Annotated in this window: 17 protein-coding genes; 11 read left to right on the top strand and 6 right to left on the bottom strand. The window is 65.7% G+C overall.

The genetic code is table 11. The features are described from left to right. Nucleotides 1-81: 81 nt before the first annotated feature. From rpsO to F7O44_RS19610, 3 genes are all read left to right on the top strand, one after another. Complete coding sequence (rpsO, locus tag F7O44_RS19620) at nucleotides 82-351, top strand: 30S ribosomal protein S15 (protein WP_162451980.1); 270 nt, start codon at nucleotides 82-84, stop codon at nucleotides 349-351. A gap of 248 nt (nucleotides 352-599) precedes the next feature. Continuing rightward, entirely contained in the window at nucleotides 600-2810 is a 2211-nt protein-coding gene (locus F7O44_RS19615) for a polyribonucleotide nucleotidyltransferase (protein ID WP_343073898.1), read from the top strand. Beyond that, nucleotides 2807-4126 (top strand): insulinase family protein, encoded by a 1320-nt coding sequence (locus tag F7O44_RS19610; RefSeq protein WP_162451979.1) that lies wholly within the window; start codon nucleotides 2807-2809, stop codon nucleotides 4124-4126. The genes F7O44_RS19615 and F7O44_RS19610 overlap by 4 nt, the downstream gene beginning before the upstream one ends. A 25-nt stretch (nucleotides 4127-4151) precedes the next feature. Here the strand turns inward: F7O44_RS19610 and F7O44_RS19605 are convergent, their stop codons facing one another. The 3 genes from F7O44_RS19605 to F7O44_RS19595 form a co-directional block, all read right to left on the bottom strand. After that, a complete protein-coding gene (locus F7O44_RS19605; protein ID WP_162451978.1) occupies nucleotides 4152-4883 on the bottom strand; it encodes a dienelactone hydrolase family protein in 732 nt (243 codons plus the stop codon). A gap of 61 nt (nucleotides 4884-4944) precedes the next feature. After that, on the bottom strand, nucleotides 4945-5343 hold the full coding sequence (locus tag F7O44_RS19600) for a nitroreductase family deazaflavin-dependent oxidoreductase (protein ID WP_162451977.1): 399 nt from the start codon (nucleotides 5341-5343) through the stop codon (nucleotides 4945-4947). Nucleotides 5344-5487: 144 nt separating this feature from the next. After that, on the bottom strand, nucleotides 5488-5949 hold the full coding sequence (locus F7O44_RS19595; protein WP_162451976.1) for a TrmH family RNA methyltransferase: 462 nt from the start codon (nucleotides 5947-5949) through the stop codon (nucleotides 5488-5490). A 110-nt stretch (nucleotides 5950-6059) separates the two neighbouring features. Here F7O44_RS19595 and F7O44_RS19590 point away from each other — a divergent pair, with 110 nt between their 5' ends. From F7O44_RS19590 to F7O44_RS19580, 3 genes are all read left to right on the top strand, one after another. Then, nucleotides 6060-7067 carry a serine hydrolase domain-containing protein gene (locus tag F7O44_RS19590; protein WP_162451975.1) on the top strand — a complete coding sequence of 336 codons (1008 nt, stop codon included), beginning with the start codon at nucleotides 6060-6062 and terminating at the stop codon, nucleotides 7065-7067. Between the two features lie 216 nt (nucleotides 7068-7283). After that, complete coding sequence (gene dapB / locus F7O44_RS19585) at nucleotides 7284-8024, top strand: 4-hydroxy-tetrahydrodipicolinate reductase (RefSeq protein WP_174255960.1); 741 nt, start codon at nucleotides 7284-7286, stop codon at nucleotides 8022-8024. Then, nucleotides 8021-8497, top strand: a complete 477-nt coding sequence (locus F7O44_RS19580) for a hypothetical protein (protein ID WP_222851516.1) — start codon at nucleotides 8021-8023, stop codon at nucleotides 8495-8497. The genes dapB and F7O44_RS19580 overlap by 4 nt, the downstream gene beginning before the upstream one ends. Nucleotides 8498-8610: 113 nt before the next feature. On the opposite strand, the gene F7O44_RS19575 is transcribed toward F7O44_RS19580, so the two are convergent. Beyond that, on the bottom strand, nucleotides 8611-8937 hold the full coding sequence (locus F7O44_RS19575; protein WP_162451974.1) for an iron-sulfur cluster assembly accessory protein: 327 nt from the start codon (nucleotides 8935-8937) through the stop codon (nucleotides 8611-8613). A gap of 147 nt (nucleotides 8938-9084) precedes the next feature. On the opposite strand from F7O44_RS19575, the gene F7O44_RS19570 reads away from it, so the two are divergent. Next, complete coding sequence (locus F7O44_RS19570; RefSeq protein WP_162451973.1) at nucleotides 9085-9681, top strand: ASCH domain-containing protein; 597 nt, start codon at nucleotides 9085-9087, stop codon at nucleotides 9679-9681. Nucleotides 9682-9734: 53 nt separating this feature from the next. On the opposite strand, the gene F7O44_RS19565 is transcribed toward F7O44_RS19570, so the two are convergent. Both F7O44_RS19565 and F7O44_RS19560 read right to left on the bottom strand, forming a co-directional pair. Next, nucleotides 9735-10292 (bottom strand): GNAT family N-acetyltransferase, encoded by a 558-nt coding sequence (locus F7O44_RS19565; RefSeq protein WP_222851515.1) that lies wholly within the window; start codon nucleotides 10290-10292, stop codon nucleotides 9735-9737. Nucleotides 10293-10340: 48 nt separating this feature from the next. After that, nucleotides 10341-11567 carry a nitric oxide synthase oxygenase gene (locus F7O44_RS19560; RefSeq protein ID WP_222851514.1) on the bottom strand — a complete coding sequence of 409 codons (1227 nt, stop codon included), beginning with the start codon at nucleotides 11565-11567 and terminating at the stop codon, nucleotides 10341-10343. 310 nt (nucleotides 11568-11877) lie between these two features. On the opposite strand from F7O44_RS19560, the gene F7O44_RS19555 reads away from it, so the two are divergent. From F7O44_RS19555 to F7O44_RS19540, 4 genes are all read left to right on the top strand, one after another. Beyond that, on the top strand, nucleotides 11878-13020 hold the full coding sequence (locus tag F7O44_RS19555; RefSeq protein WP_222851513.1) for a PrsW family intramembrane metalloprotease: 1143 nt from the start codon (nucleotides 11878-11880) through the stop codon (nucleotides 13018-13020). A gap of 177 nt (nucleotides 13021-13197) precedes the next feature. Then, complete coding sequence (locus F7O44_RS19550) at nucleotides 13198-14805, top strand: peptide ABC transporter substrate-binding protein (RefSeq protein WP_162451971.1); 1608 nt, start codon at nucleotides 13198-13200, stop codon at nucleotides 14803-14805. Between the two features lie 70 nt (nucleotides 14806-14875). Next, nucleotides 14876-15799 (top strand): ABC transporter permease, encoded by a 924-nt coding sequence (locus tag F7O44_RS19545; protein ID WP_162451970.1) that lies wholly within the window; start codon nucleotides 14876-14878, stop codon nucleotides 15797-15799. Next, a complete protein-coding gene (locus F7O44_RS19540; RefSeq protein ID WP_162451969.1) occupies nucleotides 15792-16706 on the top strand; it encodes an ABC transporter permease in 915 nt (304 codons plus the stop codon). The genes F7O44_RS19545 and F7O44_RS19540 overlap by 8 nt, the downstream gene beginning before the upstream one ends. Nucleotides 16707-16713 lie beyond the last annotated feature (7 nt).

Genomic DNA, 16713 nt, shown 5'->3' with positions numbered 1-16713 from the left:
CGTATGAACGGCCGCGGATCAAGAGTGCTCCGGTGGACAAGCCCGGATGCGCCGCGCAACGACCTGACGAGAGGGAGTCACGTGTCGACAGACACTGCCACGAAGCAGAAGATCATCTCCGAACACGCGCGTAGCGAGGGCGACACCGGCTCGCCTGAGGTCCAGGTCGCGCTGCTGACGCACCGGATCAACCACCTGACCGAGCACGTGAAGGTCCACAAACACGACCACCACAGCCGGCGTGGATTGCTGCTGCTTGTTGGGCAGCGTCGCCGGTTGCTCAACTACCTGAGCAAGTCGGACATCTCCCGCTACCGAGCACTGATCGAAAAGCTCGGTTTGCGGCGATGAACTGATACGCATGGGAGCGGTATCCCACGGGGAGCCGCTCCTTTGCTGTTTCTGAACACAACTGAATACCGCAGTCCCAACTTCAGGGTCGCCGGTTCAGGCACGGACGTGCCGTCGCACGTAGGGCCGGTCCTCGGTTGTGGCTCTCGGGCACACGTGTGGCCGGGCGCCTCCATCGAAGACCGGCGAAGTGACGCGGACGCCGCCGGCCGCGGACACGGCTTCCCGTGATCCACAGGAGGAGACCCGTGACGGGTCCACAGATTCATTCCACCGAAGCAGTGATCGACAACGGCCGCTTCGGCACTCGCACAGTCCGTTTCGAGACGGGCAGTCTGGCCCGGCTGGCAGCCGGTTCGGTCGCCGCGTACCTCGACGAGGAAACCATGCTGCTGTCGGCCACCACGGCCTCGAGCCAGCCGAAGGAACACCTCGACTTCTTCCCGCTCACGGTGGACGTCGAAGAGCGCATGTACGCTGCCGGCCGGATTCCGGGCTCGTTCTTCCGCCGGGAGGGCCGGCCGAGTGAGGAAGCCATCCTCACCTGCCGGTTGACCGACCGGCCGCTGCGACCCACGTTCGCGCACGGTTTGCGCAACGAGGTCCAGGTCGTCATCACGGTGATGTCGCTGCACCCGGACCACCTGTACGACGTCGTGGCCATCAACGCGGCGTCGGCGTCCACTCAGCTGGCCGGATTGCCGTTCTCCGGTCCCATCGGTGCGGTCCGGGTGGCCCTCATCGACGACCAGTGGGTGGCATTCCCGCAGCACTCGCAGCTGTCGGAAGCCGTATTCGACATGGTTGTGGCCGGCCGGGCGCTGCCTGACGGCGACGTCGCCATCATGATGGTCGAGGCCGAGGCAACGGCTGACACCTGGCAGCACGTCCAGAACGGGCGCACCGCCCCGACCGAGGAGATCGTCGCCGCAGGCCTCGAGGCGTCGAAGCCGTTCATCATGTCGCTGATCACCGCCCAGCAGAACCTCGCGAAGCAGGCGGCCAAGGAGACCGGCGAGTTCCCGATCTTCCTCGACTACTCCGACGACGTCTTCGCCGCTGTCGAATCGGCGGCTCGCAGCCAGCTGGGCGAGGCGCTATCGATCGTCTCCAAGGCCGAGCGCGAGGCCCGCCTCGACACCATCAAGGGTGAGCTCAAAGCGTCGCTGGCGGAGCAGTTCGAAGGACGCGAGAAGGAAATCAGCGCTGCCTTCAGATCACTGACCAAGAGCGTCGTCCGGGACCGCGTGCTGCGGGACCAGGTGCGCATCGACGGTCGCGGGCTCACCGACATCCGGACCCTGTCCGCCGAAGTCGGCCCCATCCCGCGGGCGCACGGCTCCGCGCTCTTCGAGCGTGGCGAGACCCAGATCCTGGGCGTCAGCACGCTGAACATGCTCAGCCTCGAACAGAAGCTGGACACGCTCGCGCCGGAGAAGTCCAAGCGGTACATGCACAACTACAACTTCCCGCCGTATTCGACCGGTGAGACCGGGCGCGTCGGCACCCCGAAGCGCCGCGAGATCGGGCACGGCGCGCTGGCTGAGCGGGCGATCCTTCCCGTGCTGCCCAGCCGCGAGGAATTCCCGTACGCCATCCGGCAGGTGTCGGAGGCGCTGGGTTCCAATGGCTCCACCTCCATGGGCTCGGTCTGTGCGTCGACGATGTCGTTGCTCAACGCCGGTGTGCCGCTGCGGGCGCCGGTGGCGGGTATCGCCATGGGCCTCATCTCCGGCGAGGTCGACGGCGAGACCCGTTACGTCACGCTGACCGACATCCTCGGTGCCGAAGACGCCTTCGGTGACATGGACTTCAAGGTGGCCGGCACCCGGGAGTTCGTCACGGCGCTGCAGCTCGACACCAAACTCGACGGCATCCCCGCCTCGGTCCTGGTCAGCGCGCTGGACCAGGCTCGCGACGCCCGGTTGACCATTCTCGATGTGATGGCCGAGGCGATCGCCGATCCGGACGAGATGAGCCCGTACGCGCCGCGCATCATCACGGTCAACATCCCGGTCGACCAGATCGGTGCCGTGATCGGCCCCAAGGGCAAGATCATCAATCAGATCCAGGACGACACCGGTGCCGAGATCGCCATCGAGGACGACGGCACGATCTTCATCGGCGCGGCCGACGGCCCGGCAGCCGAGGCCGCCCGCAAGGCGATCAACGACATCGCCAACCCGACCATGCCGGAGGTCGGCGAGCGCTACCTGGGTACCGTCGTCAAGACGACGAGCTTCGGTGCGTTCGTCTCGCTGCTGCCTGGCAAGGACGGACTCGTCCACATCTCGAAGCTGCGCTCGCTTGCCGGTGGCAAGCGGGTCGAGAGCGTCGACGATGTCGTCGAGGTCGGCCAGAAACTCCAGGTCGAGATCACCGAGATCGACGACCGCGGCAAGCTGTCCCTCTCGCCGGTGGTGGAGGAAGCAGCCGAGGCGGCACCGGGAGCGGAGTGAGCTCGGGAACCGTTCAGACCCTGCTGGGGGAGGACACCGGCGCGCTAGTGCGTCGCAGTGTCCTCTCCGGCGGTTTGCGTGTAGTGACCGAGGCGGTGCCTACGGTTCGCTCTGCGGCCGTGGGCATCTGGGTGGGCATCGGGTCTGTCGACGAGTTGCCCGACGAAGCCGGCTCCACGCACTATCTGGAGCACCTGCTGTTCAAGGGGACTCTTCGGCGCAACGCGCTGGACATTTCCTCGGCGATCGAGTCCGTCGGCGGTGACATCAACGCGTTCACGGCCAAGGAGTTCACCTGCTACTACGCGCGGGTGCTCGACTCTGACCTGCCGCTGGCCGTTGACGTGCTGGCGGACATGGTGACGTCGTCGCTGGTCGAGCCGGCCGAAGTCGACAACGAACGAGACGTCGTCCTCGATGAGATCGCGATGCGCGACGACGACCCTTCGGACGCTGTCCACGACCTCGTGGCGGCGCGGATGTGGGGTGACACGCCGCTGGGGCGCTCGATCCTCGGCACGGTCGAGAGCATCAGCGGAATGCAGCGTGACACCGTGCACAGCTACTACCGCCGGCATTACCGGGCGCCTAACATCGTCGTATCGGTGGCCGGAAACATCCAGCACGATCACGTGGTCAAACTCGTCTCCGACGCGTTCTCTGTGGGTGATGTGCTGACGGGCGACGACCCTCCGGCGCCGCCGCGCATCGGGGGTTCACCGCCACCCACCGATACCGGTGTGGCGTTACTACACCGGCCCACCGAACAAGCCAATCTGCTGCTCTGCGTCCCCGGGCTGACCAGGAACGACGAACGCCGGTTCGCCCTGGGCGTGCTGAACGCCGCCTTGGGCGGCGGGATGTCCTCGCGGCTGTTCCAGGAGATCCGGGAGTCGCGTGGCTTGGCCTACGCGGTCTATTCCTTCGCCGCCCAGCACGCGCCCGCCGGCATGTTCGGCGTGTACGTGGGCTGCCAGCCGAAGAAGGCTGACCAGGTGCTGGAGCTGACTCGTTCGGTGCTGGCGGAGGTGGCGTCATCGGGTATCACCGACGAGGAACTGGCGCGCGGTAAAGGCCAGGCGCGTGGTGGCCTGGTGCTGGGGCTCGAAGACACGAGCGCCCGGATGAGCCGATTGGCGAAAGCTGAGCTCGTCTACGGCGAGTTGCTGAGCGTCGACGAGCTCTTGGCTCACATCGAGTCGGTCACCATGGACGACGTGCGGCAGTTGGCCGCTCAGGTGCTGACGGGTGCGCCGGCGCTGGCCGTCGTCGGGCCGTTCGACGACGCCGGACGTTTCGAGGCCGCGCTCAGCTGAACCGCACCCACGGCAAGTGGCGGCATCAGCTCAGATGACGGGCGAAGAATCGCAGCGTGCTGTCGATCTCGAACGCCGGGATCTCGTCATGCTTGCCGGGATTGGCATGGAGCGTCTTCTCGGCTGAAGCGATGGCGTCGAACAGCGCCAAGCCCTGGGCACGCGGCACCCGTTCATCGTCCCACTGGAGCAAGAATTCCACCGGAACGCTGATCTTCGCCGCGGCGCTCGCCGATGCCAGTGCCCCGCCCAGACCCAGCACCGCGGCGCGGACCCGGCGTTCCGTGGCAACGAACGGGACGCCCAGTCCGCAGCCCAGCGAGACACCCCAGTACCCCACCGGGCCGGCGCCGACATGTTCGAGTCGCTGGATGGCGTCCAGCACCGCCTGCCATTCCGGGACGGTCTGACGCGCGACGAGCGCCTGGAAACCGGCGACCAGGGGAGCCAACTCTTCTCCGGCCTCGACCCGAGCCCGGTTTTCCGCCGCGATTCGGTTGTACTCCTCTTCCGTTGGCCGGTCGCCATGACCGGGCACGTCGACCGCTGCCACCGCGAAACCATATTCGGCTACGAATCGGTGTGCGTGGGAGACGATGCCGGGCGCCTTCTTGTGCTCACCGCCGCCGTGTCCCATCAAGATCAGGGGGCGAGTACCCGCAGCGCCTTCGGGCGTCCACAGCACGCCGGGAATCTCGTCAAGGGTAAAGAGCTGTTCGCAGACACCGGCGGATGACTCTTCAGAAGTGAAGCGCATAGTGTCGAGGCCTTTCGGGGAGCCTTCTGGAGGGCGAACTCGGCATATCGGTGCCCACAGTTCATTCGCCGGGTTCGGCTTGAGGGCCCGTGAGGTCGGCGACGAACGCCGATCCGAAGACGCGTGCGGTCCACCGGGTTCCCCGCGGAAGCTCCGCGGCGGCGTCACCGGCAACGACGCGCGGATTGGTCATGGGCCGCGTCGTGCCGAGCCGGGTGATCTCGCCGTGGCCGGCGGATTCAAGATTGCGCTGCCAGTCGGCGGGCCCGTAGGTCATCGCGATCACGACGGTACGTCCGCGGACGAAAGCGAACACGACGGTGCGATACGCCTTCCCGGATCGCCGGCCGCGGTGGCCGATCACCGCCCATGGCGGCAAGTACGGAGCCCACAGGCCCATGACGCGGTTGGTGCCGACCCGATTGAACCGCGCCAACCATTGCGGAAGCCTGATGTGCACCGGCTGATCATCTCACAGCTGGCATCCAGGGCTTCGTGGCCTCACGTAACGCTTGAGCCGCCTGGAACCGCGCTTGACGTTACATGAGGCCACGAAGCTCAGGCGAGGCGTGGCGCACACCACATAGGGGAGCGCAGACCGCGTTCAGGAGCCGGCGTATCCATGCTGGCGCCATGCCTCGTAGGCGGCGACGGCGGCCGTGTTGGACAGGTTGAGCGACCGGCGGCCGGGCAGCATCGGGATGCGTGCTCGAGCGGTGATCACCGGATCGGTGAGCACATCGGCGGGCAGACCCGTTGGTTCCGGTCCGAACAGCAGGACGTCGCCTGCCGCGTAGGCGATGTCGGTGAAACGAGTAGACCCGTCGGTGGTGAACGCGTAGACGTTGGCCGGCAGGAGCGTTTTCCACGCCGTCGCCAGGTCGGCATGGACGGTGACGTTGGCGAGGTCGTGATAGTCCAGACCGGCACGGCGTAGTTTGGCATCGTCCAGGTCGAAGCCGAGCGGTTCGATCAAATGCAGATGAGCGCCGGTGGCAGCCACCATGCGGATGGCGTTGCCCGTGTTCGGCGGGATTCTCGGCTCGTAGAAGACGATGTTGAACACCGCGGTGCTACTTCCATGTCGGACGGCAAGTTGATGAGATGCACCTTACGCTGCCCTGTGTTGGCTCCGCTCCGAAGCCCGCTGGCACGGTGCTCCAGTAGGGTTGGCCGATGTCCTCCTGGGAGCGTGAACTCGACGCAATGGCGCATAACACCGGTTTCTCCGGCGTCGTGGCGGTACACCAAGGTGATGACAGCCGTTTCGAGAACGCCTACGGACTCGCTCACCGCGGATATGCGATCCCGAACACGATGGACACCAGGTTCGGCATAGCGAGTGGCACCAAGGGCCTGACCGCCCTGACGGTGGTCAAGCTGATCGAACAGGGATCGCTCGACCTGACTACCTCCGCTCGCTCGGTGCTCGGTACGGACCTCCCGCTGATCGACGACGCGGTCACCGTCGAACACCTGCTGGCACACCACTCGGGCATCGGCGACTACGTGGACGAGGAGTCCGATCTCGAGATCACGGACTACGTGCTTCCGATACCGGTACACCGGCTCGTGGACACTGAGGATTACCTCGCGGTGCTGGACGGCTTCCCGGCCAAATTCTCTCCGGGAGCACGCTTCGCCTACTGCAACAGCGGCTACGTCGTGCTGGCCCTGATCGCCCAGCGAGTCGGCGGCCGCCCCTTCCACCAGCTGGTGCGGGAACTCGTCTGCGCGCCGGCCGGAATGCGCGATACCGAGTTCCTCCGCAGCGACGAGCTGCCCGGTCGAGTAGCGGTTGGCTACTTGCCATTCGAGGACGTGTCCCGCACCAACATTTTTCATCTTCCGGTTCGTGGCTCTGGTGACGGCGGGGTGTTCTCCACCGTCGCGGATTTCCGATCGTTCTGGCCCGCGTTTGTGGCAGGAGACATCGTGTCGCCGGAGTGGGTCGCCGAGATGGTTCGACCGCGAAGCGACGTTCCTGAGGAGTCAAAGCGCTACGGCCTCGGCTTCTGGCTGCATGAGTCGAAGGATGTCGTGATCTTGGAAGGGTGCGACGCGGGTGTCTCGTTCCAGAGCGCACACGATCCATCGTCGATGCTCACCTTCACCGTCATCTCCAACACCAGCGACGGCGTCTGGCCGCTGGCGGAGTACCTCAACGAGCAGCTCTGGCCCTGACCGCCCCAACCCACACCCACACCCCCAACCCTCACCCAACCCGCCGAGGGCGGGGCGCCATCTCGCTGCCTCCTGGTGATCATCAGTACGTTGTGGCTGCTATGAGGTGATCGTCAGTGCGTCGCGGTCGTGGTATCGCAGCCACAACATACTGACGATCACCCTGGGGTGGGGGCGGGCGACGAGGCGCTGCCGACGTCGGCGACACTGGTGCGCATGACTATTCGCGTGGCGGTGATCGGTGCGGCAGGCCGGATGGGCAGCGAGGTCTGCCGGGCGGTGGAGGCCGCCGGGGACCTGGAGCTGGCCGGCCGGTACGACGTCGGCGACGACCTCGGTGACCTCGCAGGCGCCCAAGTCGCCGTCGATTTCACCGTGCCGGACGCAACCCTCGGGAACGTGCTGCACGCGGTCGAGCGAGGCGTGCACGCCGTCGTCGGCACCACCGGCTGGAGCGACGAGCGGCTGGCAGCGGTCGGCGACGCGCTCGGCGGCTCCCCGGCCACCGGAGTGCTGATCGCGCCCAACTTCGCCCTTGGAGCCGTCCTGACCATGAAGTTCGCCGCCGAGGCCGCTCGGTTCTACGAGTCCGCCGAGGTCGTCGAGCTGCACCACCCCGACAAGGTCGATGCCCCCAGCGGCACGGCGGTGCGCACCGCCCAGCTGATGGCCGAGGCGCGGCGTGCGGCCGGCCTACCCGAGGCGCCGGACGCGACCACGAGTTCACTCCCAGGTGCACGTGGCGCCGACGTGGAAGGCGTGCCGGTGCATGCGGTCCGGTTGCGCGGTTTGGTCGCGCATGAGGAAGTGCTGCTCGGCTCAGTGGGCGAGACACTCACCATCCGGCACGACTCCTTCGACCGGGTGTCGTTCATGCCGGGGGTGCTGATCGGAGTGCGCAACGTGGTCGGGCACCCCGGGCTCACTGTCGGTCTCGAGCATTTCCTGGACCTGTGAGCGACGAAACCCCGCGCCACCGCCCAACGCCGGGCCGGGACAGGGTATGGGCCATCACCATGTCCGCGCTGGTCGCCGCGTTCTTGGTGCTGGTGTTGTGGCGGGGAGTCCTGCTGATCCAGACCGGAACAGCCGCTGGGGTGGGGATCGGGCTGGCCGTCATGGTTCTTGTGCTGATCGGCGCCTGGGTGCTGTGGCGCTCCCTGATGTTCGGCTGGTGGACCCAGCGACTGGCTCGCCAGCTCGAATCCGAGGGTGGCCTGCCGGTGGACGAGCTCCCGCGACGGCCCAGCGGACGAGCTGAGCGCGACGCTGCGGACGCCATGTTCGCTGAGCGTCGCGCGGAGACAGAAGCGGAACCGGACGACTGGCGGACGTGGTTCCGGCTCTCGCTGGCCTACGACGACGCCGGCGACCGATCACGTGCGCGCGACGCGGCGCGCACTGCCATAACGCTCTACCGGCGCCAGTGAGGCATCGGGTCTGGCCCTCAGCCAGACTCAACCACTACCCGCTCGGTGTCCTACCGGTGAAGGACTGTCTGTACTGGCTGGCCAGGACCGACAGTCCTTCACGGCAAGATAGATCAGGCGCTTTGTTCGGCGAGGACGAACTGCACCTCGCCTTGCTGGCCGATCTCGGCGTCCAGCGCTTTGTCGTTCAGTTCCTGCGCCGCTCCAGCGTCCATGATGACCCGGGCGCCGCCTGCCTCGATGACCTGATCCTGAGCCTCCGGCTGGTCAGTCATCGACAACGCGAACGTCCGGCTGCCGTCGTCGGTGGTGGTCGCCGCGATCCGCAGCCCCATTTCCTCGGTGTCGCCGGCTTGTGTGCTCAGGTTCCGGATCGCGGTTGCGGCTTGCTCGGTCAGTGCCAACATACGTTGCCCCCAGGGCGTCGTCTTGCTATCCATGTCTGTGGGACGCTCGATCTCACGGTGAGTGTCACCACTACATCCACCGTGTCGGCCATAGCCGGATGTTGCAACACCGACACGGATTCGCCCACGGTCAATTTGCGTGAGGGGCCGGGGCCCGCGGCTGGCCACTACGCTCAGGGCATGCTGTTCGAGAAACGGTTCTGGGCCGGAATAGCCGACGGATCTGTCACCGTGACGTTCCGCCGCTGGAAGCGGGCGCAGGTGTTGGCGGGGCGGTCATACCGGTCCGCGGCTGGGATGCTCGACGTCGTCGCCGTTGATGTCGTCGACACCACCTCGATCAGTGACGACGACGCCGTCGCCGCGGGTTACCCGGATGCCGCGGCCCTCGTCGCCGATCTCAGGGGCGAAGCCGGCCAGCCGGTGTACCGGATCCGGTTCCGGCTGGCCGAGCGACCAGATCCCCGGGCCGAGCTCGCTGCCGACGCCGAACTCGACGAATCAGATGTCGCCGAGATCGATCGCCGGCTCGACCGGCTGGATCGAGCGTCCAAACATGGGGCGTGGACTCGCCCGACCATGCGGCTGATCGCCCAGCATCCGGAACGACGCGCGGGTGACCTGGCGGAGATGATGAACCGCGAGCGGGCGGACTTCAAGCTAGACGTACGCAAGCTGAAGAATCTCGGGCTGACGGAGAGCTTGTCCGTGGGCTACCGCCTTTCACCGCGTGGGATGGCGTATCTCGCCAGGGCTGGCAGCGGCGAGAATGGTTGAGGGATAGGTGTCGCCCCAGCTACACCTATCCCTCAACCACTCACGACGAGCGGTCAGGTTCCCAGATCGGTGTGCAGCCGAATCTGGCGGAGTGTGGCGCTGCCGTCGCCGGTGAGATCGAGTGTGCGGTGTGCGGAGTCGGGTGCCCAGCCGGCCGACTCCAGGAAGGTGCGCAGGCCGTCGTCGCCCACCACGAGCCACATGTGAGCCCGGTGGAACCCATCGGCCCGCAAGGTGTCGGCAGCCGCGGCGATCAACCGTGACCCGTGGCCCGAGCGCTGCGCGTCAGGATCGACGTGAAAGGCGACGATCTCGCCGTCGTCAGGCGCGGCGTCCGGATCCTCCGACGGCGCGGTGGCGGCGAATCCGGAAACGTCGCCATGGTCGAGGGCGACCAGCACCCGGTGCCGGGCCGACGGGGGGCGAGTGACGGCGTGCCGCCAGGATTCACCGAACGTCGATGCGTCGATCTGGTTCAGCACCGCCTGGGGAAGCAGTTCGGCGTAGGAACGCATCCACGCGCGGGCTTGTACGCGGCCGATCGCCTCGGCGTCCGCCGCCCAGGCGATGCGCACGCTCTTGTCGGCGACGGGATGCTCGGAGTCAGCCACGCCTCCAACCCTAGAGAGGCCGTCGGCACCGGAGAACGGCGGGCCCGGTCAACTGGTGCCGGCGGGCTGCGCCGGGCCGGACGGCCCACCCGTGCCGGCGGCGCTCGACGGGTCCGGCTTGTGCGGGCAGCCACCACCCCAGTCGGTGGATGGTGGCGACCATTCGACCGAAGGCAGGAATCCGGGGAGGTGAAGCGACTCGTCGTAGTACTGGTGATAGATCGGCAACGACGCGCCGGACATAGGCGGTACCACCCAGGACCATTCGGCGGTGGGTGTGCGGCCGGCCTTCTGCTCCTTCGCCACGAACGCCATGAAACGTTCGGATTCGGCGTGGTGGTCGGCGAGCTTCACACCGGCTTGGTCGAACGAAGAAATCACCGCCCGGTTGATCTCCACCAGTGCGCGGTCCTTCCACAGGGAACGGGTGTCGCTGACGTCGAATCCCAGCCGACGGCCGACGGTCTCGAGCATGTCGTAGCGGTCGGGGTCGACGAGATTGCGAGAGCCGATCTCGGTGCCCATGTACCAGCCGTTGAAGGGGGCCGTCGGATATGTCACCCCGCCAACGCGAAGTGGCATCGCCGAGATGGCGGGCACCGCGTGCCATTTCAGCCCGAGGTCGGCGAACCAGGGTAGATCCGGATGGCTGAGCTCGACTTCGAGGATGGCGTCCTCGGGAATGTCGAACAAGGTCACGCCCTCTTTGGCGGTCTCAATCACCAGCGGCAGCACATCGAAGGCGGTGCCCTTCCCGGCCCAGCCGAGGCTTTCGACCCAACGGGTGAACGATTCGAAATGTGGGTCACCCATGATCACGTCGCCCTTGCGATATCCGGCGTAGCGCACGAGCTGCTCGTTGCGGATACGGGGCGCCGCGCGCCCAGGCTCGTCCGGCGCGAAAATGGTGATGACCGGTCGAATCCGGCCGCCGTTGGTGGCCAGCCGGAGATGCTCGATGCACTCATTGGCGATGGAATCGGGATAGCGCACGTGACGGCGGTCACGGACTACCAGGCTCCGCCAGTACAACCGTCCAATGCATCGATTCGCATTTCTCCATGCGACTCGGGCACCGAACTCGAGTTCCGCGGTTGTGTGGGTGAATACTCCACGTTCGTTGTGTTCTCGTACGGCTGCGGCGAGTCGGGTGAATGGGTCCGGAGCTGAGGGATCCTCAGCGGCCCTGAGCTGGAAGAACGCTTCTGCTTCGTCGAGATCGACCGGTTGATCAGGTGGGACGGGAAGTCCGCGTTGTCGGCCGTCTGTTGTCACAGGGCTCTCCCTTCGCAGCGCGCGCACAGTGAAGGTCGAGTCTGAATAGAACCCCCGGAAGCGACTCTCCCCTCCGCCCATGATCACTATGCCACGAATTATCCAGATCCGTAACCGGAGTCCCATCGGGTAAACGGATGAGTAATCCGCACCTAATGTGGGTTGAAATACGTTGCGGGCGTCATGTCGCGTGTCCGGCACGACGCGACAAGCCGGGCGGCCGGTGCGCGTGGGCAGGATGCGGTGCCGGCCCGTGGATCATGCCGAAGCCCTGGTCACGAGGATCGGGTGATTCCTATACGCTCAGCGGGTGGTTGATTCGGGGGTAGTTCTTCAGCCGCATCACCAGCCGTTCGTCGTGCAACAGCGGCGCTGGGTGCTGTGGCCGGTTCTGGGTGCTGTTCTTGCCGCTGTCTGCTGCGTTGCTGTCATCGGGATCGCGGTGACGGAGGTGTCTCGCGAGGCGGTCATCGTGGCTGCGGTTCTCGCGCTGCTGCCGGTGATGGTGCTGGTGAGCACTTTCCTGTGGCTTGACCGATGGGAGCCTGAACCCGGCCACAATCTGCTGTTCGCCTTTCTCTGGGGCGCGGGTGTGGCCACTCTCGGCGCGCTGCTGATCAACTCGGCAGTCGGGGTGACCTACGGTCCCAACGCCTCTGCCGTGATCTCGGCGCCTGTGGTGGAAGAAGCCCTCAAGGGGCTGTTTCTGCTAGGCATGTTGTTCTTCAACCGGAGGCAACTGGACGGTGTCGTCGACGGCGTGGTCTACGCGGGAATGACGGCGGCCGGCTTCGCCTTCGTCGAGAACATCCTGTACTTGGGCCGGGCCTTCGACATCGATATGTCCGAAGGGTGGCTGACCTTCGTCTTGCGCGGGGTGGTGACGCCGTTCGCCCATCCGCTGTTCACGGTCTTCATCGGGGTGGCGGTGGGCCTGGCGGCCCGGCGGCGCCGTGTTGGCGCCCGGCTGCTGCTTCCCGCGTTGGGTTATGTCGTGGCTGTCGCTCTACATGCGCTCTGGAACGGTGCGGCCGTGTGGAACGACGGAAGCGCGTTCTTCTCCGTCTACTTGATGGTGATGGTGCCACTCTTCGCCGGGATGGCAGGTCTCGCGCTCTGGCAACGCAGGCGCGAACGCCGCATCATCGCCGAGCAGTTGCCCAGGTTCGCCGCCGCCGGCTGGATCGGGAAGGACGAAGTCCCGTGGCTGACGTCGATGCGGGCCCGACGGCGGTGGCGGCGCACAGCGGCCCGTTCGGGTGGTTCGAAGGCGGCGCGTGCCGTCGCCGAATATCAAACGGTGATCACCGAACTCGCGTTCTTGTCCGACAGGATCGTCCGTGGCCTGGTGGGTCACGACGCGCCTCGTTGGCATGCTGAGGTGATGCACGAACTGGCCGACGCGCGCTCGCGTGCGTTCAGCGCCAATGCGCCGCGGCCGGTCCGCTCGTGAAGCTGGGGGTGATCCTTCCCTGCTGCCGGTGAGGTCGTGCCGATGTGCGGCGCGCGAACATATCAGATATGTAACACCTGCGCATTACCCGTCTCTCATTTTGATCTGGTTGGCCTTTCGTGGGTATGTTCGGAGCCTCCAGCACCCCTGCTCCACCTATGAGGAGTATTCGCAGTGATGATCAAGCAACACGCAACGAGAGTTGCAGCCCTCGCCGCGGCTGTGGCGCTCTTGGCTGCCGCATGTGGCAGTGATGACGACGGTGAACCCGGCGCCGACGCGCCGGACGAAGCCGCAGAGGCTGGCGGCGAGTTCACCGCCTATACCTGTGAGCCCCAGTTCCTGGTACCTGGCAACTCCACCGAGGTGTGTGGAAGTATGGTGCTGGAGCAGCTGTTCAGCGGGCTCACCGCGGTCAACTATGAGACGAGCGAGGCCTATGGCGTCGTCGCCACCGACTGGGACACCGACGACAACGTCACCTGGACGTTCAACCTGCGTGACGACTTCACCTTCCACAATGGTGACCCGGTGACGGCGCAGACGTTCGCTGACACCTGGAACTGGGTCGTCGACCCGGACAACGCCCAGCAGAACTCCAACTTCTTCGACAACTTCGTGGGTTATGCGGACGTCGTCGAAGGCAACGCCGATGAGATGGAGGGCGTCCGGGTCATCGACGACACCACGCTCGAGATCGAGCTCACGGTGCCGTTCTCCCCGCTGCCCATCATGCTGAGCTACACCGCCTTCTACCCGCTGCCGGACGAGGCCTACGAGGACATCGAAGCCTTCGAGCAGGCTCCCGTCGGCAACGGCCGGTACGAGATCGACGGCTCCTGGGAGCACGACGTCCAGATCGCCATGGACCGGTACGAGGACTGGCCGGCCGACAACCCGGGCCTCGCGGACCGCATCGTGTGGCGCATCTACGACGACATCAACACCGCGTACCTGGATGTGCAGGCCGGAAACCTGGACGTTCTCTACAGCATCCCGCCGGAGCGGGAAACGACGGTGGAATCCGACTTCGGTGACAACATCTTCCGGGCGGACACGTCGTCGTTCACCTACATGGGTCTGCCGCTGTACCAGGACGAGTTCCAGGACCCGGACATCCGGCACGCGATGTCGATGGCGATCGACCGCCAGGCGATCATCGACGCCATCTTCAGCGGTGCGCGCACCCCGGCCACAGCCGTCATCCCGCCGGTGCTGGCCCAGCACCGGGAAGACGCCTGCAACTACTGCCAGTACGACCCCGACACCGCCGCCGACATGTACGAGGCAGCCGGTGGTCCTGAAGAGCTGACGGTCTACTTCAACTCTGGTGCGGGGCACGAAGACTGGACCGAGGCTGTCGCCAACCAATGGCAGCAGAACCTGGGCGTCACCGACGTCACGTTCGAGAGCCTCGAGTTCGCCCAGTACCTCGACCTGCACGACAACGAAGAGGTCACCGGCCCGTTCCGGCTCGGCTGGGTGCTCTCGTACCCGAGCCCGCAGTACGCGATGGAGCCGATCTACACGACCGGACAGAGCTCGAACTACACGGGTTATGCGAACGACGAGTTCGACAACCTGATCCGGGAGGCCAACGGCGCGCCGTCGCCGGAGGAAGCCGATGCCCTTTATCAGCAGGCTGAAGACATCCTGCTGGAGGACATGCCGGTGATCCCGATGTGGTACGAGACCCGTACTGTCGTGTTCAGCGACCGCGTGAGCAACGTCGAGATCGACCCGCGGACCTTCCCCCGAGTCGAGCAGGTTCAGGTCACGGAGTGACCCAGATATCGCCAGTAAGGGCCGCCCAGCACGTCTGGGCGGCCCTTCGCGAGAGTGGTGGTAGCGCGCGATGAGGGGTTACCTGATTCGGCGGTTGCTGCAGTTCATCCCGGTGGTCATCGGGGCGACGTTCATCATCTTCGCTCTGGTCTTCGCCATTCCAGGCGATCCGATCCGGGCCCTGTCCGGGGATCGGCCGATGAGCGAGGCCGTGCAGGCGACTCTGCGCGACCGCTACAACCTCGACGACCCGCTCCTGATCCAGTACGGCAAATACATGCTGGCTCTGGTTCAGGGGGACTTCGGGATGACCTTCACCGGGCGGCCGGTCAGCGACATTATCGGTCAACGGGCGCCAGTGACGGCGCAGCTGGCGCTGACGGCGTTTGTCATCCAGGCCGTCATCGGCGGCATCGCGGGCATCCTGGCGGCATTGCGCCGGCAGGGTTTCCTCGACTCCCTGGTGCAGGTGTCCACCACCGTCCTGGTCGCGATCCCGACTCTGGTCCTGGCCATGATCGGCCAAGTGGTGTTCGGCTTACACCTCGGCTGGTTTCCCATCGCCGGGACAGGACAAGGCTGGTACAGCTATGTCTTGCCGGGCGCCATGCTTGCCTCCACATCGATGGCGCTGATCGCGCGGCTGCTCCGGACGTCATTACTGGAGAATCTGCGGGCCGACTACGTGCGCACTGCGACAGCCAAGGGGCTGAGCCGATCACGGGTGGTCGGTCGGCATGCCCTGCGCAACTCAATGATTCCGGTGGTGACGTTCCTCGGCGCCGACCTTGGAGCGATGTTGAGCGGCACCGTCATCATCGAGGGCATCTTCAACTTGCCAGGATTGGGCGGCGAGGTGTTCCGGGCGATCGGCGCCCAGGAGGGCACCGTCGTCGTCGGAATCGTGACATTGTTCGTACTGATCTTCGTGACGCTCAGCCTGATCGTCGACGTCCTGTACGCCTATCTAGACCCACGGATTCGATATGACTGAGGCGCAAAGCCAAGACCGGGCCGCCTCGCAGGAAACGGCGCAGACCGGTGGCGGCCACATCGACTCGGCCAGCCTCTGGGGTGACGCCTGGAAGCAGTTGCGGCGCAACCCGTTCTTCGTGATCTCGGCCTTGCTGGTCGTTCTGTTCGTCGTGATGGCGATCGCCCCACAGCTGTTCACCGGTACGGATCCACGCTCATGCGACCTTTCCCGGTCGCTGGAGCGGCCGAGCGCCGACCATTGGTTCGGATTCGATCTGCAGGGCTGTGACTACTACGCCCGGGTGATCTACGGTGCCCGTGCGTCGATCGCGATCGGTCTGGCCGTGATGTTCCTGTCAGCCTTCGTCGCCGTCGTGCTCGGGTTGGTGGCCGGTTACTACGGGAAGGTCCAGGACGCGATCATCTCGCGCTTCGCCGATCTGGTGTTCGCGTTGCCGTTCCTGCTGGGTGCGATCGTCTTCCTGTCGGTGATCGAGCGTCGAGCGATTCCCCAGGTGGCCGGTGTACTGATTGTGTTCAGCTGGCCGATCATGACCAGGATCATGCGTTCCTCGGTGATGTCGGCGAAGAACGCCGACTACGTTTCGGCGGCAAAGGTGCTCGGCGGCAGTGACTACCGGATCATGCGTAAACACATCCTGCCCAACTCGCTGGCGCCGTTGGTGGTCTACTCCACGGTGTTCGTCGGCTTGATCATCGCCGCCGAGGCGTCATTGACGTTCCTGGGCGTAGGATTGCAGCTGCCGTCCATCTCCTGGGGGCTCCAGCTGGCCGGAGCTCGGGCCAGGATCATGACCGACCCGCATCTGTTGTTCTTCCCAGGCGTCTTCGTCGCGCTGACGGTGTTCGCGTTCGTCCTCATGGGCGACGCGCTGCGCGACGCACTCGACCCCAAGCTACGGTAAGGATCGA

The sequence above is a fragment of the Phytoactinopolyspora mesophila genome (assembly GCF_010122465.1).
Taxonomy (GTDB): domain Bacteria; phylum Actinomycetota; class Actinomycetes; order Jiangellales; family Jiangellaceae; genus Phytoactinopolyspora; species Phytoactinopolyspora mesophila.
The sequence above is the reverse complement of the archived record's forward strand: the minus strand, read 5'-3'. Positions and strand labels throughout refer to the sequence as shown.

Coding starts and splice junctions, on each gene's coding strand:
- F7O44_RS19590 (WP_162451975.1), top strand. CDS start 6,060: ATGTCCTCCTGGGAGCGTGAACTCGACGCAATGGCGCATAACACCGGT.
- F7O44_RS19605 (WP_162451978.1), bottom strand. CDS start 4,883: ATGCGCTTCACTTCTGAAGAGTCATCCGCCGGTGTCTGCGAACAGCTC.
- F7O44_RS19575 (WP_162451974.1), bottom strand. CDS start 8,937: ATGGATAGCAAGACGACGCCCTGGGGGCAACGTATGTTGGCACTGACC.
- F7O44_RS19545 (WP_162451970.1), top strand. CDS start 14,876: ATGAGGGGTTACCTGATTCGGCGGTTGCTGCAGTTCATCCCGGTGGTC.
- F7O44_RS19540 (WP_162451969.1), top strand. CDS start 15,792: ATGACTGAGGCGCAAAGCCAAGACCGGGCCGCCTCGCAGGAAACGGCG.
- dapB (WP_174255960.1), top strand. CDS start 7,284: ATGACTATTCGCGTGGCGGTGATCGGTGCGGCAGGCCGGATGGGCAGC.
- F7O44_RS19570 (WP_162451973.1), top strand. CDS start 9,085: ATGCTGTTCGAGAAACGGTTCTGGGCCGGAATAGCCGACGGATCTGTC.
- F7O44_RS19550 (WP_162451971.1), top strand. CDS start 13,198: ATGATCAAGCAACACGCAACGAGAGTTGCAGCCCTCGCCGCGGCTGTG.